The following is a 22,449-nucleotide window of genomic DNA, read 5'->3' as shown; positions in this document are numbered from 1 at the left end:
TACCGCATCCCACCATCGCGGCTCTCTCCTATGAATCACAAAGAGGTACTCCTCTCCCTCATCGGTTTATTACTTTATTGTGTTGAAGTAATACTACCATTCCGTAATTCTGTTGTCAACAACTAATTTTTCCATCTAGATCCATTTACTTTGATACTACCAAGCTCACAATCTAAATCAAAATCTACTTTGTTTGCATCAGGAACATTAATATCAATGTCTCCCATCTCACAGCTAGCTGTAATCTTTTCAAAATTTCCGTCAATATCAATGCTTCCCATATCAGCATCAAATGTGCCACTTGTTGCAGTAACATCATCCATTTCAACAGCCCCTGCGTCTGTGGTTACCTTTACTGTTTCAAAAACAGATTTACTAACATCTATGTCGCCTGCATCTGCCTCTATAACAAAGTCATTTGCAGTTACCTCATTGATATCGATATCCCCAGCATCTGCATCAATCTTCAAAGTATCAAAGTTAACACCATTAATATCAATATCTCCTGCGCTAGCAGTAATATCAGCTGTGTCAATCACTGTACCCTTAGGTAAAGTAATTTTGATGTAGCAATCTTTCAGATTTCTTACGTTAACAGAATATTTCTGCTCGATTGTTAAACATTCATCTTCCAATGTAACCTTTGGTTCAACATTCTTTTGATAGTTTGTATTTACCTTAAACTCATCACCATATTCAATATATAAATCTGCGGCATCTGCATCCACTTTTACAGTTGCTACACTGTATTTAGAAAAATCATATTCTGACTCTTCACTACGACCACTTGAAAAAGGAGCAAATCGAATAATGCAAGAGCCAACAACAATAATCAGAGTAACAATCCATATTATTAACTGAAATTTCTTTGTAGTCATTTCTTAATCCTCCTTTACAAGTGCAATCTTAAATACTTTATGAGCAATAGCTGCTATAACCCAAATTATCCATGTAGAACCCCAATTAAAGGTTGTGAAACTGATAATAAGATATAGGCATGTAACTATTGACCAATAAGATTCCATGAGAATCTTTGCACCTTTGCTTACATATTCTACATCTTCCTCATTTCCATTTGACTTTATGTCTTTGCGAACAACATTGCCAGCATCTAACAAAGTATCAAAGCTACTATTAATAATTCCAGAATATACAAACAACCATACACCTATGCCAACCATGATAAATATAAAAGTTGCAAATATATCGATATCGAAAATCATAATTGGCACAACAGCGCATATGCACAAAGCACATCCAAGTGTTATTGCAGCAGCTGTAATAGGCTTAAACTCAGCTTTCTTTTCTTTAATCATATCTGTTGTAGCCATATCCATCTGGCATGGCTCTTTTCTAAGAAAACTGAAATCAGAACTAACAAAACTACTATAAATGAACAATCCTACACCAACTGCTATCCATACAAACATCATAGCTGCGCCATAATTGTCGATATTCATAAAGCCCCAAACAGCATCTGTAACTATTGGCCAGCATACACATGTGATGCAAAGTAAAACGCCTGTAGCTACTAGAAGAGCTCTCTTTTTCTCACATCTAATGAACTCAAGTGCCTCATCCATTGATACAAATCTCTTAGGCTGCTGCTCTCTTTCGTGAACTTCCTCAACCTCTTTAGTAAGCCCTAAATCCTCAGCCAACTCATCAAGATTGCCAAATTCAGAAATAACTGTACCAACAGCAGTATTCTCATTAACACCCTCTGCAATAAGCTCGTTATACTTATCCTCCATCATTGAAAAAAGCTCAGCCTTTGCTTTTTTAACCTCAGGAGTGTTTGGCATACTACTAAACATTGCATCTAAATAGCTCTTAATTGTTTCCATATCTTCTCTCCTATTTTGAAATAAATTTTTCAACTACTTCTTTTGTAAGCTCCCACTCATCACATTTATCAATGTAATACTGCTTCCCCATATCTGTGATTCTGTAATAGGTTCTTTTCTTTCCATTCCCTTCAGGATCTGGATCAGCCACAAATGATTCGATAAAACCATTCTTTTCCATTCTGGTAAAAGCCGAATACAGAGTAGTTTCTTTAATAACATATTTCTCTTCCGAAATACTCTTTATCTGCTTAGAAATCTCATAACCATAAGAAGGCTCCTTCATAAGAATGGAAAGTATCATGGTGTCATTGTAGCCTCTAATTACATCACTACTTATTTCACCCATATAATCCTCCTACGTCTATCGTACTATGTCTGCCGTACTACGTCTGTCGTAGTACGTTTGATGTAGTAAATATACTACGACTGTCGAAGTAAGTCAACCCCTTTCACAAAAAATTTACATCCCTCCATAGCAAATTGTTATCAAAGCCTCCTGCATTATGTGGCCGGGCAATAAAAAAGGCACTGCGTAATGCAGTGCCTGTAAGGTTTGATTATTATTTTTTGATTGAGTTCATGAAGTCTGGCATTTTGATGTTTAATTCAGGTACAGTGCTCTCTGTTGGTACAGTTGGAGCTGTTGGACGCTGAATTGGAGTTGTAGCAACAGGTGTAGGTGTAACAGGTCTGTTAACTACAGGAGGTGTATTTGTAACACCTGACTGGCTAGCTGGAGCAGCTGATCCTCTCATGCCTGCAAGTAAGTCAGCGCTTGACTGTCTAGGCTGTGAGCCATAAACCATACCTGTTGAGCTGCGGAATGCGCCTGTTGTAGCTGTGTTTGGCTCGCCAAGTCCAGTAGCGATAACTGTAACTGTAACTTCATCGTCCATTGTGTCATCTTCTGTAACACCGAGGATGATGTTAGCATCAGCACCAGTCATATCCTGAACATAAGATGTAGCCTCTGATGTGTCGTTAAGTCCAACATCACCACAGATGTTGACGATGACATCAGTAGCACCCTGAATGCTTGTCTCAAGAAGAGGTGAAGCAACAGCCTGCTTAACAGCCTCAAGAGCTTTTTCGTCACCCTTAGCTGAACCGATACCAATATGTGCAAGACCCTTGTCCTTCATAACTGTCTGAACATCAGCGAAGTCAAGGTTAATAAGCGAATTCTTTGTGATAAGATCTGTGATACCCTGTACAGACTGGTGAAGTACCTGATCTGCAATACGGAAGCTCTCACCGATTCCCATGCTCTTGTTTGTGATTTCAACAAGCTTCTGGTTAGGAATTACGATAAGTGTATCAACATTTTCCTTTAATCTCTCAATACCATTTAAGGCATTGTTCATACGTGGCTTTCCTTCAAACTGGAAAGGCTTTGTAACGATACCTACAGTAAGGATACCCTGCTCCTTTGCAATTTTCGCAACAACTGGAGCTGCACCTGTACCAGTGCCGCCACCCATACCACAAGTAACGAATACCATATCTGCGCCCTTGATAGCTGCAGAAATATCCTCTGCACTCTCCTCTGCAGAACGCATGCCAACCTCTGGGTTAGCACCAGCACCCTTTCCACCTGTAGTCTTCTCACCTATAGCTAAAAGAGTAGGCGCTTTACATAAATCAAGTGCCTGCTTATCAGTGTTGATTCCAATGAACTCAACTCCCCCAATACCCTCTTCAACCATACGCTTTACTGCATTGTTGCCAGCTCCGCCGACACCAACAACAATGATTCTGACAGGAGCCCCTGTCTCGTCAGTCGTAATGTTAATCAAAACCATATCCTCCTTTTATTAAACCTCGAAGGGAGGTCGAAAATCTCTAATACCAAAAAAGCATACTATACTTGTACACTAATAACATATTATAGTTTTTCACCTTATTTCGCAACTGTTTTTTACCAAAAATTGCATTTTATTCGACCACCTCAATATCTTTTTCGAATACAATATCTGTGTTTTGGGTTGAGTAATTCTCAAGATGTAGTGTACCTTGCAAACCTTCGATTTGTGGAAGAATCTTTAATGCGCGGTCTATCTTCTCTTCCAGGTAAACGCTACTTCCCAGTGAAATATTGTATGTGTCATATTTAAGCGTAATATGGCTATTTTCATCATATGAAACCACATTAGGCATAATATCATTTTTTTGAAGAATCTTTATCAGCGATGTAAGATATCCTATTTGATCATCACCGATAGGGAGTGTCATTCCTACTTCTGGTTCCTCACAAGTAACTCCTTCGACCTGCATATATCCTCGGTCAATATAGCTCTCGCTGATTTCAGTAATGGAACCATCATAATTGAAATATATGTATTTGCCATCTTCTTGACTAATGTAGCCTAGAATTGGCTTTTCATTACAAACAATTGTAATGCTATGCATTCCTGTTATCTTTACATCAAATGACTCAATAAACTCAGCATCCCCCTTTGGAAACAGCTTGTTTTTCAAAAATGCATATATCGTATTAGTCGAATACTTGTCATCTAAAATATATTCTGAAACCTGATCTGAAGTGTACAAATCAGTGCCTTCTACTGATACATCCGTTAAAGGACATAAGAAATAGGCTAAAATGCCAAGTATAACTAAGAGTAATATCAATGAAAATATAATCTCAATAATAGCCAAAATATGGCTTTTTCTTCTTTTACGGCGTCTAGACATCTTCATCACCTTCGAATTCCATATTCTTTGATACGCTAAGCGCCAAGCCCAGTTCCGTTAAAAGTATGGCTACAGATGTACCACCATAACTAATAAGCGGCAAAATAACACCTGTGTTAGGTATTGAATTTGTAACAACGGCAAGGTTTAAAATAACCTGAAGAGCAATATGACTCATAATACCAATACAAATATAAGAACCAAACATATCCTTTGAATGATTGGCTATATATAAAAGTCTGTACAGGAGCAAAATATAAAGAAGAATAATACAAACTGCTCCAAATACACCTAGCTCTTCGCAAATGATAGAAAAAATCATATCGTTTTGGGCCTCTGGAACAATGTACTTTTGCATACTCTCTCCTAAGCCCTTTCCAAAAAGACCGCCACTACCAATAGCATAAAGTCCCTGAAGTGTCTGGAAACCAGATCCTGTGACATAATCCTCTGGATGAAGCCATGTGGCAACACGATCAGAACGATAACTTGCTAATGAAATATATAAAATAATGAGTAAAACTCCTCCTGCAGCTGCCCCCACAAAATACCAAAACTTTGGAGATGCAATAAATACCATTATGAAAGAAATACCCATAATGATAATAGCTGTAGAAAGGTTGTTATAAGCAACTACTGCGAAAATTGGAAGGACAAGACACATAGTCTTGATGGAACCTTCAAATGTTCTTTGAGCTTTCGGTGCTCTGTCTATTACATTGGCCAGCAGCAAAATAACTGCAACCTTTGCAATCTCTGAAGGCTGAACTGAAATACCACCAATGCTAAGCCAACGTGCCTGACCATTGATTGTTGTACCTACGAAGATAACCATGACGCAAAGAACCATTGAACCAATATAAAATGGCCAAACAAAATGAGACCATCTACGGTAGTCTATCTTTGTAGAAAAAAACATACCTACAAATCCTAAGCCTGAGGCAAACATCTGACGCTTAAGATAATATGCCGAATCTCCTCTTTTCAAAGATGCAGCATACGCTGATGTGCTGTAAAGCATAACTAGTCCTAATGCAAGGATGAATATTATGATTAGTAAAAGCGTATAGTCAAAGTTTAATAGCTTTTTAATTTTCTTACGCCGCTTTGCTTCTTTTCTGGAAGCAACCAGCTCTTGATCTCTTACCATAAACTCTTCCCCATCCCTTTAGACCATGTAGTATGCAAGCACGCACAAGAAAATAGTAACGGTAGTAAATACAGCAACTACCTTTACTTCAGACCAGCCACCTAATTCATAGTGATGATGAATTGGAGCCATTCTAAATATTCTTTTACCATGAGTAAGCTTGAAATAACCTACCTGAAGAATTACAGATAAAACTTCTACTAAATAGATAATAGCAACAATAATAATGAAAATAGGCATCTGAAGCATATAAGCGCAACTTGCAACAAAGGCGCCAAGTGCCAAAGAACCTGTATCTCCCATAAAGATTTTTGCTGGGTGAACGTTAAACATTAAGAAACCAAACAATGCACCAATCATGGCAGCTATTGCTGGTGTGATATCTGAATAAAGCTGTACTGAAGCAATTCCAAAGAATGCTGCAATTGCAAGAGTTACAGATGTAGCAAGACCATCCATACCATCTGTAAAGTTAGCACCGTTTACTGTACCAAGAACTGCAAGATATAAAAGCGCGATAGCAACCCAACTGATATCAACAAATGCTCCTGTTACTGGAATTCTAAGTTCAAGTGAAACATCTGAAAACTTAACCATATATACAGCGAAGCAAGTTGTAAGACCGATTTGACCAAGCATCTTCTGCCAAGCCTTTAAGCCATCTGAGCTTTTCTTGAGAGCTTTTAATAAGTCATCAACAAAACCTAAAACACCAAACCCTAATGTCAACAATACCACTGGATAAATGTGAGGTGCCTTTGGTGCATAGTAAAGACCTACAATTGCAAATGCAATAAGAATCATAATTCCACCCATAGAAGGTGTTCCATTTTTTACCTTGTGCTCTTTGATATACTCTCTTTCTGTATTTCCCATCTTAAGGCGTCTTAAAACAGGTATGCATATTGGTCCTAAAATAAGCACAATAACAAAAGATACCAACATTGGTAAAAAAACTTCTAACATAATAAAACTCCAATTCTCTAACTTTAATTCTCTAAAAATTCTCTATTGTTCCTCTTCGACTTCAGGAGTCTCTGCAGGATCTGCTGTAGATTCTGAGCCTTCCGGTGTATCCTCTGTTCCACCTTCGTCTTCTGTAGCCTGAGCAGCTTCAGTAAGACTAGCTGCAGCTGCAGCCTCCTCTTCCTCTGTCAAAGAAGATTCGATTCCCATGTATGGGAGAATCTGTTCAAATATATTATGACAAATCTGCTGAGCGAAACTACTGTGGGCCTGATTATCACCAACAGCACCTACACCAGGTTCATCAACAATTACATATACTACAACCTGTGGATTATCAACAGGTGCAAAACCAATAAATGAAACTAAATACTTGTGATTTCCACGAGGAAGTTTCTCGGCAGTACCTGTCTTACCACCAATGCGATAACCATCAACACCAGCAGTCTTTCCTGTACCATCAGAAACAACGTATTCAAGGTAGCTTTTAAGAAGATCACCAGTCTCCTCTGAAATAGTTCTCTTTAAAATAGTAGGTTCAACCTCTTCTACTGTATTACCGTTTGGGTCGGTAATCTTTGTAACAAGGTGAGGCTCATAGAGATATCCACCATTGATAAGTGAACTAAAGCCACTTGCCAACTGCACCATTGTAGTATTAAAGTTCTGACCGAACGAATTTGTTGCAAGGTTGATAGCTGAATTCAAATCCTCTTCGCTATAGATAAGACCTGCTGTACTAGCCTCTCCTGTAAGGTCAATACCAGTCTTTTGACCAAAGCCAAAAATTGACTGATAGTCAGCAAAAGTCTCTGGTCCAATAACTCTAACCATCTGCATCAAGGCATCGTTGCAAGAATTTGAAAGTGCTTCTGCAATAGTCTGTGTTCCATGGCCACCTTTTCTATAGGCAACGCACTTAACCAGATTTGGATAACCTGTAATCATCTCTCCACCATCGCAGTAGTATGTCTCATCGCCTGTAAGAACTCCAGTCTCAAGGCCCATTGCAACAGTGAAAGGCTTGAAAGTAGAACCTGGCTCGTATGTGTATGTGATACAGAAATTCTGCCAGATTTGGTTCAACGCATCCATCTTTTCATCTGTAGTCATCACTTCCAAATCTTCGTCTGAATAGTATCCTGTTAAATCTCTAGGATTGTTCAAATCGAATGTAGGATACTGAGCCATGGCAAGAATCTCGCCATTGTTTGGATTCATAACAAGCACTGCTGTGTGTAGTGATCCAAATGACTCTGGCTCATCAGGATGCTCAGCATTGTAAGCAGTCATTGTTTCATTGTTCCAATCCTCAACAGCCTTTTCAACTATTGTCTGAATGTTTACATCCAAAGAAAGAACAATGTTATTACCATTTGTAGCATCTATTGTGGTCTGTTCAAGATTGCTATCAGAATTTAAATAGCCATAAGTACGACCATTAACTCCATTAAGGACACTGGAGTATTTATTTTCAAGACCGATAACACCAACATTACCACTGCTGGCATATCCAATTGTTGCTGCAGCTAAGCTACCATATGGATACTGTCTGACATATTCCTTTTCAAACCAGATACCATAAACCTTACCCTTGTATGATTCTGTTGTTTTAAGCTCTTCGAAAGCTGCCATCTCTTCATATGAAACCTTCTTTGCAAGGATATAGTACTGAGATGATGGGTTGTCTGTAAGCTGTGTTTTGATTGTATCAGCATCTATTTCATCAAAGCATTCTGTAATAGCACTGATTGTAGTACTGATAGCATCCTCATTTGCATTAAGAACCTTACAATCCAAAATTACATTGTAAACATCTACGCTGGTAGCAAGAACTGTTCCTCTTGCATCAATGATATTGCCTCGCTGAAAAGGAATAGTTGTACTATCGTAATCCTGCTGAGCAAGAACGATTTTTTCATATTTATCACCACTAGTGTGCTGAATGTACATTACTCTGCCTATCAGAACGACAAAAAGAATACAAACAATTCCAAATACTACCCAGAGCTTGCGTTGCATTCTTTTTAAAATCTTATTATTCGGTTTTACTCTTCGTCTTTTATTCTCAGCCATTTTGTATCTCTATTCTTATGGAATATCCTGGTACTGACTCATGTAGTCCGAACCATCTACACTATAATACACTATTTGGCTGCTAGTTGCATACACCATACCAAGGTCATTTATGGCTTTATCCTTAATATCTGAAAGATTGGTAGTTGTTGCAATTCTGCTCTCTGCTGCGCTGTTGTCAGCGTTTAATGTGGAAAGCTCGTTCTCTAAATCTGCGATTCTGCTCATTCTAGTAGTAACGTTTGTCTGTAATGCTACATATCCAACAAGCATAACGCATGTTAACATAACTGCTACAATCATATAACCAGTTAATAATCTGTTCTTTCTAAGGGCTGCTGCGCGTTTTCTGTCTGTAATCTTCTGGCGACGAATAGCATCCTCGCGCTTCTCACGCTCGCGCTGCTCTCTTGTAGGTAAAACACGAACTGGACGATATGGCTGTGCATAAGGATCAACTTCCTTGCGTACTGCATTTCCCTGGTTGTAATAATATGTCTGTAACTGTTGCATTCTCTAACTCCTCATTCTCGCAATTAAAACTAGCATTATTCCCCATTACTTTTGTCTTATCCGATTAGCTATCTTTTCTCTCAAAAACCCTGAGCTTTGCGCTCTTTGATCTGGAATTTTCTTCCAGCTCCTTCTCACTAGGTAAGATTGGCTTTCTCGTAACCACCTTACCCTTTGATTTCTTACCACATACACATACAGGAAAATCCTTTGGACATGTGCATGGGTCTTCATTTCTTTTAAATGCCACTTTCGTGATTCTATCTTCCAGCGAATGGAAAGTGATGATGCATAACCTTCCATCTGGATTAAGCAAATCGATCATGTCATCGATGTGGTCTTCTAAAACAGTAAGCTCTCTGTTGAGCTCAATTCGAAGTGCCTGGTAGGTTCTTTTAGAAGGATGACCCTGACCTACCTGAGCTTTCTTCGGAATACTTTCAGCTATTATTTTATTTAACTGTCCGGCTGTAAGTATTGGTGCGATTTCTCGCTGTTTAATAATGTTTTTAACAATTTGCTTGGAAAACTTTTCCTCGCCATATGTAAACAGGACTCTGGTCAAATCCTCAGCTGAATAAGTATTAACTATATCAGCTGCCGTCATAGGATTATCCTTGTCCATTCTCATATCAAGTGGTGCATCGTCAACTCTGTAGGTGAATCCTCTGTCTGCTTCATCAAGCTGGAAGCTTGATACTCCAAGGTCAAGCATGATTCCGTCTACTTTTGTAACGCCCTGCTCTAAAAGCTTTTCTTTCATGAATTCATAGTTGCTGTGAATTCTGGTGACTTTGTCACCAAACTCTTTAAGTCTTTCACCAGCTGCTTTAAGAGCGTCTGTATCCTGATCAAATCCATAAAGATGACCAGTGGTGAGGCGTTTTGCTATTTCATAAGAATGACCGCCGCCTCCCAGTGTTCCGTCAACGTAGATTCCGTCAGGTTTAATATTCAAATTATCAATTGTCTCATTTAAGAGAACTGAATAATGATTAAATTCCATTTGACTCCTAAATTCCAAGGCCAAGCTCAGCCATGTGTTCTGCTATCTCATCCATATCATCGTAAGTGCCTTCATCTGACCATCTCTCCTTAGACCAGATTTCAATTCGGTTCAAGACACCAACAGAAACAACTTCCTTATCAATTCCTGCGTATTCCTTAAGGTTACCAGGAATAAGTACTCTTCCCTGTTTGTCGATATCGCATTCTGCCGCTCCTGCAAAGAAGAAACGAGAGAACTTTCTAGCATCTTTGGTGGTAAGTGGAATCTCTCTAAATTTTTCTTCGATGGTCTTCCATTCGCTCATAGGATAAACGAACAAGCATCCATCAAGTCCCTTAGTGGCTACGAAGTGCTCTCCCAACTGTTCACGAAACTTTGCAGGCATAATAAGACGGTTCTTCGCGTCTATATTGTGACTGTATTCACCCATGAACATGAAAGCCGTTCCTCCTTTCCACCACTTTGTGACACTTTTCTTCCACTTTCCTCCACTTTTAAATACATTTTATACCATTTCCCCTTATTGCGCAACCCAAAAACCGTGAAAAATCAATGTTTTTCGGCATTTTCTATATGTGGTATAAGGTGGAGGGCCAGACCACAAAAAGTGCAATTTTTGATAAAAAAAGGCATAAAAAAAGACATTGGAAGTTCCAATGTCTTTAAAAAAATACAATTTCTTATGATTTTATCTCCTGTGGGGTGGAAAGTGGATGATTCTTTTTATAGTAAAAAAACAATCCACTACCAAGAACAATACATACAGCAGCTATAAGCTGAGATACTGCAAGATTTGTTCCCCAGAGCTTAAGCTGGTCTGTTCTAACTCCTTCTATCCAGAATCGGCCAGCACCATATACTATAAGGTATGTAAAGAATACATAACCATTAAATGTTTTCTTTTTTCTAGTAAACAGTAAAAAGATTAATAAGGCAAGATTCCACAATGACTCATACAAGAATGTTGGATGAACACTTATATAAGTAACACCATCAATCTGCACCAGATTAGCAAGCATTTCAGCAGTCACATCGCTCTGCGAACGAATTGCATCAATAGGAAGTAACATTGCAAACAAGCCATCTGTATACTGTCCAAATACTTCTCTATTAAAGAAGTTGCCCCATCTGCCAAATATCTGACCGATGATTACGCCAAAGATAGCCACATCCATTACCTTGAGGAAATCAAGCTTCTTTCTTTTTGAAAGGATATACACACACAGTATACCAGCAAGCACACCACCATAGATTGCAAGACCGCCCTGCCTGATATTGAGTGCACTAATAGGATTGTCCTTGTAGTAATCCCAGGCAAATATAACATAATAAATACGAGCACCGATAATGCCCACTATAATAGTGATAATGCAAATATCTAGAAATGAATCTTCATCAAATCCTACTCGTTTTGCCTCTTTTAAAATAAAACCTACCCCAACCAGCATACCAATTGCGATAATAACTCCGTAAAAAGCAATGAAAAAGGATCCAATATAGAATCCTTTTCCAACATTATCTAATGTAATATGCAAATTAGGGAAAATAATACTTGTATTCACAGCAATTCTCCCTGTTAATAATTACTCTGCGTTGCTAAATAACTGATAGATTTCAATCTTGAGTGCATCAGTATCTGTCATTCCAACAAAGATACATCCATACTCATACATACCATCTTCAAGCTTGTTTACACGAACAACCTTGAAAACTGTGTCGATTGTTTCTTTTGTCCAAATCTGAATTCTAGCATCAAAGCATGCTCCTTCTTCAAATTCAACATCCTTTACTCTAAAAGCTAAACCAGTCTTTGAGATATTGGTAACTTCTACCTCCATGTATTTAACGGTGGTAATGTTAGCCTCATCGATACGTTCGATTTCGACCTTTACATCAATATCCAAGCGCTTATTTCTTCTCTTCTCTTCCATGCTCCTGACCTCCCAATCTTATTTTGTAGATTACATCTTAAGATTAATGCCTTTGTTCTTAAGCTTTTCAATGATATCATCGACTACCTTCTGTACTTCATCATGTGTAAGAGTTCTCTCATCATCACCAAAGAGAAGTCTAACTGTAATCGACTTTCCAGTGCTATCAGAATATACATCGGCAACTCCTACCTTTTTCAATATACTCTGTGCGCTCTCTTTTATTGTATCATTTATCTCAGAAAATTTCTCTGCTACAAATGATAAATCTACTTCAATTGAAGGATATTTTGAAGGCTCAACATATGAAATGTTCTCCTGCTTGATATCTGCAAGTGCTTCAACATCGATTTCCGCAAATACGATAGCAGCCTTCTTATCAATTTTCTTTGAAACAAGTGGATGAGCAACACCCATCTCACCAATTACTACATCATCAAGAACTAAGCTATAAAGATTCTTTGGATGCTCATATGAATGAGTAGCCTCAAGCTTCTTGTATGTAAGAGACTTATGTCTAACATCAGCAATTGTCTCAGCAATCATATCGCGAAGCTCAAAGTAAAGTGTCTCAAGTGACTTTGTCTTTGAGAATAATGTAATGCAAAGCTTCTTGTGCTCATCACAAAGGCCATCCTCTTTTAAGCCTTCAACTACACGACCAACCTCGAAAATACCAAAGTCAGCAGCATAACCAGTATTGTAGTTTACCTGGCAAAGCTGTGTAGGAATGATTGAGCGACGAAGTGTTTCGATATTAGGGTTTGTAGAGTTAGCAAGCTTAATGTTCTCCTCTACTTCCATACCAAGCTTCTTGTACTCATCAGCATACTGCCATACATATGAATGAACCTCGTGAAGCTGGAATCTCTTAACAAGGATATCCTTAATTCTATCTTCTACATTTTTGTCCTCTGCCATGCGTACTGGGTAAAGAGGCGCATTTGTTGTAGAAAGTTCAAAGTTATCATAGCCGTAGATACGTGTGATTTCTTCGATAATATCTGCCTTAAGGCTAATGTCCTTTGTAGCACGATATGAAGGAACCTCAACATGGAAGTTTGCACCATTCTGTGTAATACCAAATCCAAGAGATGTAAGTGTATCCACAATATGCTCATCACTAATCTCAATTCCTGTGTACTTATCCACAAAATCCTTGTCAAAATCAAGGGAAACCTGTGGATAATGGAATGCATATTCGTCTGTAAGTGCGGATACAACCTTTACGCCATCATCAATATCAGAAAGAAGCTTCATGAAACGAGCGATTGCAACTGTAGTCATTTCTGGATCAAGGCTCTTTTCATAACGAGCTGAAGCATCTGTTCTGTGAGAAAGACGAACTGCACTCTTTCTAATAGAAGCAGCATTGAATGTAGCTGACTCAAGAGTAAGTGTAGTTGTATCTTCAACAATTTCAGAATCAAGACCACCCATGATACCAGCAATAGCAACAGGTGTGTTGTCGTTGCAAATCATAAGAGTGTTCTCGTCGATATTTCTTTCGATACCATCAAGAGTTGTGAAAGTGAAAGGCTTATCAAATCTCTTGATACGAATCTTTTCAACCTTACGTGAATCAAATGCGTGCATAGGCTGTCCCATTTCAAGCATGATGTAGTTTGTAAGGTCTGCAAGAAGGTTGATTGCTCTCATGCCACAGTAGAAAAGTCTGATTCGCATGTTAACAGGAGCAACATTTGTATTAATATTCTCTACCTTTAATGATGAATATCTCTGGCAGAGCTCATCTTCGATTTTTAAATCAATCTTTTCAAGATTGTCATATTTGCTAAGGTCAAGTGTAGGAAGCTCCTTGAGAGGACGCTTTGCAATTGTAGCAAACTCTCTTGCAATTCCGTAGTGACCCCAAAGGTCAGGACGGTTTGTAAGTGACTTGTTATCAACCTCAAAAATAATATCATCGATTTCATATAAATCCTTGATATCTGTTCCGTTTGGAGCATCATCAAGAATATCCATGATACCGTCATTGTTATCAGAAATGCCAATTTCCTTTTCAGAACAGCACATTCCGAATGAATCATAACCAGCAAGTGGTCTTGGAGCGATTGTGATGTCGCCAATCTGTGCTCCCACCTTAGCAAAAGCTGTCTTCATACCAACGCGTACATTAGGTGCACCGCAAACAACATCTGTAAGCTTGCCATCGCCAGCATCAACCTTAAGAAGGTGGAGCTTCTTAGACTCTGGATGCTCCTCTACTGATTTGATTTCAGCAACAACAACTCCAGATAAATCCTCGCCTTTATGGAAAATATCATTTTCAACCTCTGCTGTTGCAAGAGAGAACTTTGAAATAAGCTCCATCTTGTCGAGACCTTCAAGGTCAACGAAATCAGAGATCCAATTCATTGAAATAAACATGGTTATAGTCCTCCCTTACTGCTCATCATCAGTGAACTGAGCTAAGCTTGAAAGATTTCCGCTGTTCAGATCACGAATGTCTTTAATTCCGTATTTCATCATTGCAAGTCTTGTAAGACCAAGTCCAAAGGCAAAGCCAGTGTACTTGTCAGGATCGATACCGCCCTCTTCAAGAACCTTTGGATGAACCATACCACATGGGCAAAGCTCAAGCCATCCAGAGTGCTTGCATGATGGGCAGCCCTTACCGCCACAGTTAAGGCAGTTGATATCAAGCTCGAAACCAGGCTCCACAAATGGGAAGAATCCTGGACGAAGGCGAACCTTTATATCACGTCTAAATACTTCTGAAAGCATTGTCTTCATGAAGTAAATAAGGTTTGAAATAGAGATATCCTTTCCAACCATAACACCTTCCATCTGGAAGAATGTGTTTTCATGGCAAGCATCTGTAGCCTCGTTTCTAAAGCAACGTCCTGGGAAGATAGCCTTGATAGGTGTGCCATCCTCGATAAGCTGCTTACGATACTTTTTATAGATAGCGTTCTGTGCAGCTGTTGTCTGAGACTTAAGAAGCTGTCCATTTTCAAGATAATATGTATCTTGCATATCACGAGCTGGGTGATACTTTGGAATATTTACAGATTCGAAACACTCATAATCAGTAACTACCTCGCTATAATCCTCAACAGTAAAGCCCATAGACTTAAAGATAGTTTCGCACTGACGCTGTACAAGTGTGATTGGATGATAACTTCCCTGTTCAAAATGCTCTGGAAGTGAAATATCAAACTCAGGAACCTTGTCAATTTCCTTTTGGAGCTCAAGTGCTGCGATTTCTTCTTTCTTTTCAGCAATCTTGTCAGCAACAGTATTTTTTAATACGTTAATCTTCTGGCCAAACTCTTTCTTTTCTTCAGCAGAAAGCTTGCCCATTTCCTTCATTGCAGCTGTAACACTACCTTTTTTACCTAAGTATGAAACACGTATATTTTCAAGTTCTTCAGAATTTTTGATATTCTGAAGCTCTTCTTCAAACTTTGTGCTCAATTCAGATATGATATCTATCATGGCTTCCTCCGTAAACTAAATTTTGGCCTGTGGCCAATACTACTAAATCAAAATTTTAGCTTTTATTTCTCTTGAATTCAAGGAAAATGCGCTTAATTATTTAGATAAATCTGTAATTAACATTGCATCTCCAAAAGAGAAAAATCTGTATTTTTCCTGAACTGCTTCTTCGTATGCTTTAAGCACATGCTCTCTGCCTGCTAAAGCCGAAACAAGCATGATAAGTGTCGACTGTGGAAGATGGAAATTAGTGATAAGTCCATCTATTACCTTAAACTCGTATCCAGGATAAATGAAAATCTGAGTCCAACCGCTCTTTGGTGTAAGAGGCTTTCCTGCCTCAGCTGCAGACTCAAGGGTACGTGTACTTGTTGTTCCAACAGAAATAATTCTGCCTCCGTTAGCCTTTGTTTCATTAATAATATCGCAGGCTTCCTGATTGAGCTCATAGTACTCAGAGTGCATATGATGCTCAAGAACTTCCTCCTCTTTTACAGGACGGAATGTACCGAGACCTACATGAAGAGTAACCTCAGCAATCTTAACCCCCATAGCTCTCACTTCATCAAGAAGCTCTGGTGTAAAATGAAGGCCTGCTGTAGGAGCAGCTGCCGAGCCATCGTACTTAGCATAGACAGTCTGATATCTGTCCCTGTCCTGAAGCTTGTGAGTAATGTATGGTGGAAGTGGCATCTCTCCTAATTTATCGAGAATCTCCTCAAATATTCCCTCATATGAAAACTCAATAATACGATTACCCTCATCAACGATATCGATAATCTTACCCATCAAAAGGCCATCGCCAAATGAAATTTCCATTCCTGGACGAGCCTTTTTGCCTGGCTTTACAAGACACTCCCACTGATTGTCGCTAATGCGCTTCAAAAGGAGAATCTCAACTTTTCCGCCAGAACCAACTCTGGCACCATATAATCTTGCTGGGATAACTTTTGTGTTATTGATAACCAGGCAATCACCTGGCTTTAAATAATCTTTGATGTCATAGAAATGACGATGAAATGTTTCTCCAGTATTTTTATCCAAGACCATAAGCCTTGAATTACTTCTTTTTTCAAGTGGATCCTGAGCGATAAGCTCCTCAGGAAGATCGTAATCAAAATCCTTTACTTTCATGATAAATCCTTAAAACTAAATCTTATTTTTCCAATAGATAATAGCATAAATACACCTTATAAGCAAAAATCTATTATAAAAAAATTCTATTACAAAAAGCGTTATGTTTTGCACAATATAATTTATTTCTATTTTGTTTTGTGCTATAATTCCGAATTGTTTACTGTTTTTAGGAGGAATGTAAAATGAAAAAGTCAACAAAAAGGTTTTCCTTTGTTCATTCAATGGTTTTTAAAATGGTTCTAACTATTATCACTGCTCTTACGGTTATTTTGAGCGTGATTGGAATCCTCACTCTTAACAACTCAAGGTCTACTCTAACAAATACCTACGATAACTACACACAAAACCTTGCAGAGGTGGCAGCCATTGCAATTAACACTACAATGGAAACTACAGCTCACAACACTACTATTGAAGGTTATAGCGATTTAAATGGTATCGTAGTTGAAAAATATCTTATTTCTCAGCTAAAATCTTACCCTACTGAAAAGAAGCAATCTATGTTCGATACTCTTGATGTGGCATTAGGTACAGTCACCATCACCGGCGTAGATGGTTCCTATGCTTACTATGTATCCAATGAAGGCTTAATGCTATACCACCCAACCTTAGATAAGATTGGTAATCCAGTAGATAACACAGCAATCGATGATTTAGTAGCGCGAATTCAGGCCGGTGAGACAACAGAAGAAATTGGAAGTGGTTCTCTCAAATATAATTATGAAGGAACTAAACATTATGCAGGCTACGCTTTTACTGCCGCAGGAAATATTGTTGTTGTAACTGGTGACTATGATTTAATTATGGCTCCAGTTAACAAGCTTATTTCTGCTATGTCATTACTACTTATTATTGTAATTATTGCGTCTGCAGTATTGTTCTTTATCCTTATTAGAACAATGCTTAGCCCACTTGCAACTATTACTGACATTATCGACCATACAGCCCATCTTGATTTCAGAAAGACAGGTAATGCCGATGTGCTTATGAAACGAAAGGACGAAATAGGTGAAATCACCCGTTCAGTTAGCCTTATGCGCAATTCCCTTAGAGATATGGTTGTAAACATCACTGATACAGAAAGTCGCATCAACGATAATGTAGACGGACTCACATCAACAGCCAATAATGTTAACACAATGTGCTCCGACAACTCTGCTACTACACAGGAAATCGCAGCATCTATGGAAGAAACTTCTGCTGCTACAGATGAAATTAATCAGAATGTAATTACTATTAAAGATGAAGCTGCAAGCATTGATTCTATGGCTCAGTACGGCGCTAACCTTTCTCAGGATATTATGTCTAGAGCCCAGCAGTTACAAGCTTCCACAATTCAAGCTTCAAACAAGACAAAAGAAACTTACAACAATGTTAGACAGCAAACTAACACAGCTATGGAAAATGCAAAGGCTGTAGAAAAGATAAACGAGCTTACAAGCACAATCATGCAGATTTCGTCTCAGACTTCTCTTCTAGCACTTAACGCTTCCATTGAAGCTGCCCGTGCCGGTGATGCAGGACGCGGTTTCTCTGTTGTAGCTACAGAAATCGGAAATCTTGCAAATCAAACCAGCGATGCTGTGTCAAACATCGATAACATTGTATCTGCTGTAAATAATGCTGTAGCAGACATGTCAAACTGCCTCGAAGAAACCACCACTTTCCTTGAGGAAAACGTATTGGTTGATTACGAAGGATTCAGTAAGGTATCCGAACAGTACTACGCTGACGCAGAAGTATTCCACTCTAGCATGAGCTCAATCAGTGAAGGCGTTGAACAGCTTACAGGTTCTATTGCTCACATATCAGAAACAATCGAGCACATCAATGCTACTGTAAACGAATCTGCAAACGGCGTATACGATATTGCAGAGAAAACAACTAATATTGTAAATGGTACAGTGGATGTAAACGACAAGGTCGGCGACACAAAGCAGGCTATCGACGCTTTAACAAACATTGTAAATCAATTCCAAATGGACGAATAAAAAGAAAGGGACAGTGATTAATCACTGTCCTTCTTTTATAAAGATCCTTCTTTTATTTTTCTTTTAAAATTATCCCACGCCAGTCCAAATGCTTCTTTAAAAAATACATTTGCTTCCGCCGCCATCAGCATGAAATACATACAAAAATACAGCCAAAACATAAACATCATCATAGTTGCAAAGGCGCCATACATAGAGAAGTTATTAAATATCTTAACCCATATAGCAAGCAACATACTGAATACATACCAACTAGCGGCACAAATGATACCTCCTGGCAGCTGACTAAAGAAAGTAAGGTTTTTATTTGGTAACACAGTAAATAAAAACGTAAATACGATAACCAAAAAGATAAATACAAATATCCCTCTGAATAACGGACGAATACCAACTACATATGCAAGGAAACCATAATAGTTTTTAGCATAGTACTGAAGCTTTTGTGTAAATACAAGCATAAGCATGATTACAACAATAACAAACAACAAAACAAGAGTATAAAAAATAGCTCTTAATCTTCTTCCGAACCAATTTCTAGTCTCTTCTATTTTGTTCACCTGATTAAGGCCTACCATAAGATTCTGAAAGGCTTTTCCTGATGACCAGATTGCCATCACCGCAGAAATAGAAATAGCACCAACTGACGCCTGTGTAACAAGCCTGATAACCCTTTCCATATATGGCAGAAATGTTTCTGGAAGCACATCAAAAATAAGCTCATTCATGTACTCATTTATCGAAGGCACATAACCTGCAATCCATACCAAAAGCATCATAAAAGGAATAGCCGACATAATCATAAAATACGCCGTCTGCGCCGCATAGGCACCGATATTATCCCTTCCGCATTTATCTAAATATGTTTTTCCATAACCTAAAAATGTCCACATAAAAATCTCCTCTTAATCCCAAATTTTACCAAACCCGCGCTCCTTTTAAAAGAGTTTAATATGTATTTAAACTACTCCCTGTCATTTCCACACAATGACTCCAGCTCCCTGACCCCCTCGCAGGCCGTGGCCCCCTGGCTCCCCCCCTGGGACGATTTCGCGAATATTATAGTTTTTCTTGGCGCAAAAGGTGAGCATACTGCAGGTGTCTTGTTGCGGGATGAATTTTTTCTGAATCTGTATAAGCTAGGACGGACACTAAAAAAAATAATAATATGGATTTCCAAAGCTATGGTACCTTGGGCTCATATTACATTCGCTAAGTAGAACTTAAAAAGAGATATTTGTATGGATAATCACCGTGGCACATTCAACGTCCTGTTTCAAGTGACCACTGCTGCCGCCGTCCTAGCGGCAGCTGCTTATCCATATCAAATATCTCTTTCTGTTCTACTAAACTCATTCCAAAATCGCCCAAAGGTATCCATAGTTTTGGAAAATCCATATCTTAACCAAGAATTGTGTGTCCGTCCATAGAAATACAGATTCAGAAAATGTACAGACCTGCAAAAGACACCTGCGATTATAGTATGCGAATCTTGCGCCTTAGAAAAACATAATATTCATGCGATGTCCCAGGGGGAGCCAGGGGGCTACGGCTGCGAGGGGTCAGGGAGCTGCATTCAATCTCATTGATGACAGGGAGTAGCTTAAATACAAAATAAAAAACACCTTGTGATACACAAGGTGTTTTAAATTCTAAACAATCTAACCCAGAGTGCCGGGCCTATCAATTGACTCCTAGCTCTAGCTAGGTGGGTCGCCGCAACTAATCTTTTGTCTTCCTCTGCGCAATGAAGGCCTGACAGCCAATTAGAAATATAGGCATTCCGTTTAAAGTAAATGTAGGTTCAAAAAGGATAAGTTAAATCGTACATCCCAGGTTAGAAATAAAGTCGGTATATTTACTACCTGCAATTATATTACAACAGATTTGTGATAAAATAAAGAACTGATTTTTCACAAAAACAGGTCCAGAGTGTTTTTTAACTCTGGACCTTTGTTTGTTAAATATAGATTATATTCTATAACTGTGGACCTGCAGAAACAAGTGCCTTACCAGCTTCGTTTGTCTCATACTTCTTGAAGTTCTTCTGGAAACGTGCAGCTAAGTCCTTAGCCTTCTCTTCCCACTCAGAAGCATTTGCATATGTATCTCTAGGATCAAGGATTGCTGAATCAACTCCTGGAAGCTCTGTTGGTACCTCGAAATCAAAGAATGGAATCTTCTTTGTAGGTGCCTTAAGAACATCGCCAGAAAGGATTGCATCGATGATACCTCTTGTATCTTTGATAGAGATTCTCTTGCCTGTTCCGTTCCAACCTGTATTAACAAGGTAAGCCTTTGCACCAGACTTCTCCATCTTCTTAACAAGCTCCTCAGCGTACTTTGTAGGATGTAACTCAAGGAATGCCTGTCCGAAGCAAGCTGAGAATGTAGGTGTTGGCTCTGTGATACCACGCTCTGTACCAGCAAGCTTAGCTGTAAATCCTGAAAGGAAGTAATACTTAGTCTGCTCTGGTGTAAGAATAGATACTGGAGGAAGTACTCCGAATGCATCTGCTGAAAGGAAGATAACATTGTCAGCATCTGGACCAGAAGAAACCTTGTTTACCTTCTGTGCAATCTTGTCGATGAACTCGATTGGGTAAGATACACGAGTGTTCTCTGTAACGCTCTTGTCATCAAAATCAATCTTGCCATCATCAGCAACTGTAACGTTCTCAAGAAGAGCATTTCTCTTGATTGCGTTGTAGATATCTGGCTCAGACTCTTTGTCAAGTCCGATAACCTTTGCATAGCATCCACCCTCAAGGTTGAATACACCGTTGTCATCCCAACCGTGCTCATCATCACCAATAAGGAGACGCTTTGGATCTGTAGAAAGTGTAGTCTTACCTGTACCAGAAAGACCAAAGAAAATAGCTGTGTGCTTTCCATCCATATCTGTGTTAGCTGAGCAGTGCATTGAAGCCATGCCCTTAAGTGGAAGGAAGTAGTTCTGCATAGAGAAGAGACCCTTCTTCATCTCTCCACCATACCATGTATTAAGAATAACCTGCTCTTTGCTTGTTACGTTGAAAAGAACTGCTGTCTCAGAGTTAAGTCCAAGCTCCTTGAAGTTCTCAACCTTAGCCTTTGATGCATTGTAAACGATGAAATCTGGCTCAAAGTTTGCAAGCTCTTCCTCTGTAGGACGGATGAACATGTTCTTTACAAAGTGTGCCTGCCAAGCAACTTCCATAATAAATCTAACTGCAAGACGTGTGTCCTTGTTAGCTCCGCAGAAACCATCTACAACGTAGAGTTTCTTATTAGAAAGTTCCTTAACTGCAAGTTCCTTACATGCCTTCCATGCTTCCTCTGAAGCTGGGTGGTTGTCGTTAGGATATTCTGGAGTTGTCCACCATACTGTATCCTTTGATGTCTCATCCATTACGATAAATTTGTCTTTAGGTGAACGACCTGTATAAATACCTGTCATAACATTTACAGCGCCAAGCTCTGTAACCTTACCTACTTCATAGCCTGTAAGATCTGATTTTGTCTCGTCTTCAAACAACTGCTCGTATGAAGGGTTATAAACAACTTCTGTTGCCCCTGTGATACCATACTTTGTCAAATCAACATTAGCCATCTGTCTTACCTCACTTTTCTAATTTATTTAATTAGCCTCCCTTTATTGGGATAAAAACTAATTTTCGCTGATTATCATTTT

The 22,449-nt window shown here is 38.8% G+C and carries 19 protein-coding genes, 1 other RNA gene and 1 other annotated feature (1 of these 21 only partly in view); of the genes, 1 reads left to right on the top strand and 19 read right to left on the bottom strand.

Annotation, left to right across the window (positions count from 1 at the left end; translation table 11 throughout):
• Positions 1 to 71, bottom strand: a binding site (T-box leader); it reaches 173 nt to the left of the window's first position.
• A gap of 51 nt (positions 72 to 122) precedes the next feature.
• From T375_RS01220 to queA, 16 genes are all read right to left on the bottom strand, one after another.
• Positions 123 to 878 (bottom strand): DUF4097 family beta strand repeat-containing protein, encoded by a 756-nt coding sequence (locus T375_RS01220; protein WP_044933978.1) that lies wholly within the window; start codon positions 876 to 878, stop codon positions 123 to 125.
• Positions 879 to 881: 3 nt separating this feature from the next.
• Positions 882 to 1,847 carry a permease prefix domain 1-containing protein gene (locus tag T375_RS01215; RefSeq protein WP_044933977.1) on the bottom strand — a complete coding sequence of 322 codons (966 nt, stop codon included), beginning with the start codon at positions 1,845 to 1,847 and terminating at the stop codon, positions 882 to 884.
• Between the two features lie 10 nt (positions 1,848 to 1,857).
• Positions 1,858 to 2,196 (bottom strand): PadR family transcriptional regulator, encoded by a 339-nt coding sequence (locus T375_RS01210; protein WP_044933975.1) that lies wholly within the window; start codon positions 2,194 to 2,196, stop codon positions 1,858 to 1,860.
• A gap of 214 nt (positions 2,197 to 2,410) precedes the next feature.
• Complete coding sequence (ftsZ, locus tag T375_RS01205; protein WP_044934923.1) at positions 2,411 to 3,646, bottom strand: cell division protein FtsZ; 1,236 nt, start codon at positions 3,644 to 3,646, stop codon at positions 2,411 to 2,413.
• A gap of 139 nt (positions 3,647 to 3,785) precedes the next feature.
• Positions 3,786 to 4,400: a cell division protein FtsQ/DivIB gene (locus T375_RS01200; RefSeq protein WP_155952391.1), complete on the bottom strand. Its 615-nt coding sequence runs from the start codon at positions 4,398 to 4,400 to the stop codon at positions 3,786 to 3,788.
• A 136-nt stretch (positions 4,401 to 4,536) separates the two neighbouring features.
• A complete protein-coding gene (locus T375_RS01195; RefSeq protein WP_044933971.1) occupies positions 4,537 to 5,694 on the bottom strand; it encodes an FtsW/RodA/SpoVE family cell cycle protein in 1,158 nt (385 codons plus the stop codon).
• 18 nt (positions 5,695 to 5,712) lie between these two features.
• Positions 5,713 to 6,660 (bottom strand): phospho-N-acetylmuramoyl-pentapeptide-transferase, encoded by a 948-nt coding sequence (mraY, locus tag T375_RS01190; RefSeq protein WP_044933969.1) that lies wholly within the window; start codon positions 6,658 to 6,660, stop codon positions 5,713 to 5,715.
• Positions 6,661 to 6,702: 42 nt separating this feature from the next.
• A complete protein-coding gene (locus tag T375_RS01185) occupies positions 6,703 to 8,736 on the bottom strand; it encodes a peptidoglycan D,D-transpeptidase FtsI family protein (protein WP_044933967.1) in 2,034 nt (677 codons plus the stop codon).
• Positions 8,737 to 8,751: 15 nt separating this feature from the next.
• Positions 8,752 to 9,249, bottom strand: coding sequence for a hypothetical protein (locus T375_RS01180; protein WP_044933965.1), 498 nt, complete (start codon positions 9,247 to 9,249; stop codon positions 8,752 to 8,754).
• Positions 9,250 to 9,313: 64 nt separating this feature from the next.
• Positions 9,314 to 10,255, bottom strand: coding sequence for a 16S rRNA (cytosine(1402)-N(4))-methyltransferase RsmH (rsmH, locus tag T375_RS01175; RefSeq protein ID WP_044933963.1), 942 nt, complete (start codon positions 10,253 to 10,255; stop codon positions 9,314 to 9,316).
• Positions 10,256 to 10,262: 7 nt separating this feature from the next.
• Entirely contained in the window at positions 10,263 to 10,694 is a 432-nt protein-coding gene (mraZ, locus tag T375_RS01170) for a division/cell wall cluster transcriptional repressor MraZ (RefSeq protein ID WP_044933961.1), read from the bottom strand.
• A 244-nt stretch (positions 10,695 to 10,938) separates the two neighbouring features.
• Positions 10,939 to 11,820: a prolipoprotein diacylglyceryl transferase gene (gene lgt / locus T375_RS01165; protein ID WP_044933959.1), complete on the bottom strand. Its 882-nt coding sequence runs from the start codon at positions 11,818 to 11,820 to the stop codon at positions 10,939 to 10,941.
• Positions 11,821 to 11,841: 21 nt separating this feature from the next.
• On the bottom strand, positions 11,842 to 12,189 hold the full coding sequence (locus T375_RS01160; protein ID WP_044933957.1) for a PilZ domain-containing protein: 348 nt from the start codon (positions 12,187 to 12,189) through the stop codon (positions 11,842 to 11,844).
• Between the two features lie 30 nt (positions 12,190 to 12,219).
• Positions 12,220 to 14,580 carry a phenylalanine--tRNA ligase subunit beta gene (gene pheT / locus T375_RS01155; RefSeq protein WP_044933956.1) on the bottom strand — a complete coding sequence of 787 codons (2,361 nt, stop codon included), beginning with the start codon at positions 14,578 to 14,580 and terminating at the stop codon, positions 12,220 to 12,222.
• Between the two features lie 15 nt (positions 14,581 to 14,595).
• Complete coding sequence (pheS, locus tag T375_RS01150; protein WP_049960231.1) at positions 14,596 to 15,651, bottom strand: phenylalanine--tRNA ligase subunit alpha; 1,056 nt, start codon at positions 15,649 to 15,651, stop codon at positions 14,596 to 14,598.
• 96 nt (positions 15,652 to 15,747) lie between these two features.
• Positions 15,748 to 16,785 carry a tRNA preQ1(34) S-adenosylmethionine ribosyltransferase-isomerase QueA gene (gene queA / locus T375_RS01145; protein WP_044933954.1) on the bottom strand — a complete coding sequence of 346 codons (1,038 nt, stop codon included), beginning with the start codon at positions 16,783 to 16,785 and terminating at the stop codon, positions 15,748 to 15,750.
• Positions 16,786 to 16,970: 185 nt separating this feature from the next.
• Here queA and T375_RS01135 point away from each other — a divergent pair, with 185 nt between their 5' ends.
• Complete coding sequence (locus T375_RS01135; RefSeq protein ID WP_044933950.1) at positions 16,971 to 18,779, top strand: methyl-accepting chemotaxis protein; 1,809 nt, start codon at positions 16,971 to 16,973, stop codon at positions 18,777 to 18,779.
• Between the two features lie 35 nt (positions 18,780 to 18,814).
• Here T375_RS01135 and T375_RS01130 read toward each other — a convergent pair whose 3' ends face one another.
• From T375_RS01130 to pckA, 3 genes are all read right to left on the bottom strand, one after another.
• Entirely contained in the window at positions 18,815 to 19,669 is an 855-nt protein-coding gene (locus T375_RS01130; RefSeq protein ID WP_044933949.1) for a YihY/virulence factor BrkB family protein, read from the bottom strand.
• Positions 19,670 to 20,435: 766 nt separating this feature from the next.
• Positions 20,436 to 20,618, bottom strand: a non-coding RNA gene (gene ssrS, locus T375_RS13395) — 6S RNA.
• A 136-nt stretch (positions 20,619 to 20,754) separates the two neighbouring features.
• Complete coding sequence (gene pckA / locus T375_RS01115; RefSeq protein WP_044933943.1) at positions 20,755 to 22,368, bottom strand: phosphoenolpyruvate carboxykinase (ATP); 1,614 nt, start codon at positions 22,366 to 22,368, stop codon at positions 20,755 to 20,757.
• Positions 22,369 to 22,449: the final 81 nt, after the last annotated feature.

Source organism: Pseudobutyrivibrio sp. LB2011, assembly GCF_000701765.1.
In the GTDB taxonomy this organism is placed as follows: Bacteria; Bacillota; Clostridia; order Lachnospirales; family Lachnospiraceae; genus Pseudobutyrivibrio; species Pseudobutyrivibrio ruminis.
This window is presented reverse-complemented; position numbering and strand designations above follow the sequence as displayed.

Coding starts and splice junctions, on each gene's coding strand:
- T375_RS01220 (WP_044933978.1), bottom strand. CDS start 878: ATGACTACAAAGAAATTTCAGTTAATAATATGGATTGTTACTCTGATT.
- T375_RS01215 (WP_044933977.1), bottom strand. CDS start 1,847: ATGGAAACAATTAAGAGCTATTTAGATGCAATGTTTAGTAGTATGCCA.
- T375_RS01210 (WP_044933975.1), bottom strand. CDS start 2,196: ATGGGTGAAATAAGTAGTGATGTAATTAGAGGCTACAATGACACCATG.
- T375_RS01195 (WP_044933971.1), bottom strand. CDS start 5,694: ATGGTAAGAGATCAAGAGCTGGTTGCTTCCAGAAAAGAAGCAAAGCGG.
- mraY (WP_044933969.1), bottom strand. CDS start 6,660: ATGTTAGAAGTTTTTTTACCAATGTTGGTATCTTTTGTTATTGTGCTT.
- T375_RS01185 (WP_044933967.1), bottom strand. CDS start 8,736: ATGGCTGAGAATAAAAGACGAAGAGTAAAACCGAATAATAAGATTTTA.
- T375_RS01180 (WP_044933965.1), bottom strand. CDS start 9,249: ATGCAACAGTTACAGACATATTATTACAACCAGGGAAATGCAGTACGC.
- rsmH (WP_044933963.1), bottom strand. CDS start 10,255: ATGGAATTTAATCATTATTCAGTTCTCTTAAATGAGACAATTGATAAT.
- mraZ (WP_044933961.1), bottom strand. CDS start 10,694: ATGTTCATGGGTGAATACAGTCACAATATAGACGCGAAGAACCGTCTT.
- T375_RS01160 (WP_044933957.1), bottom strand. CDS start 12,189: ATGGAAGAGAAGAGAAGAAATAAGCGCTTGGATATTGATGTAAAGGTC.
- pheT (WP_044933956.1), bottom strand. CDS start 14,580: ATGTTTATTTCAATGAATTGGATCTCTGATTTCGTTGACCTTGAAGGT.
- pheS (WP_049960231.1), bottom strand. CDS start 15,651: ATGATAGATATCATATCTGAATTGAGCACAAAGTTTGAAGAAGAGCTT.
- queA (WP_044933954.1), bottom strand. CDS start 16,785: ATGAAAGTAAAGGATTTTGATTACGATCTTCCTGAGGAGCTTATCGCT.
- T375_RS01135 (WP_044933950.1), top strand. CDS start 16,971: ATGAAAAAGTCAACAAAAAGGTTTTCCTTTGTTCATTCAATGGTTTTT.
- T375_RS01130 (WP_044933949.1), bottom strand. CDS start 19,669: ATGTGGACATTTTTAGGTTATGGAAAAACATATTTAGATAAATGCGGA.
- pckA (WP_044933943.1), bottom strand. CDS start 22,368: ATGGCTAATGTTGATTTGACAAAGTATGGTATCACAGGGGCAACAGAA.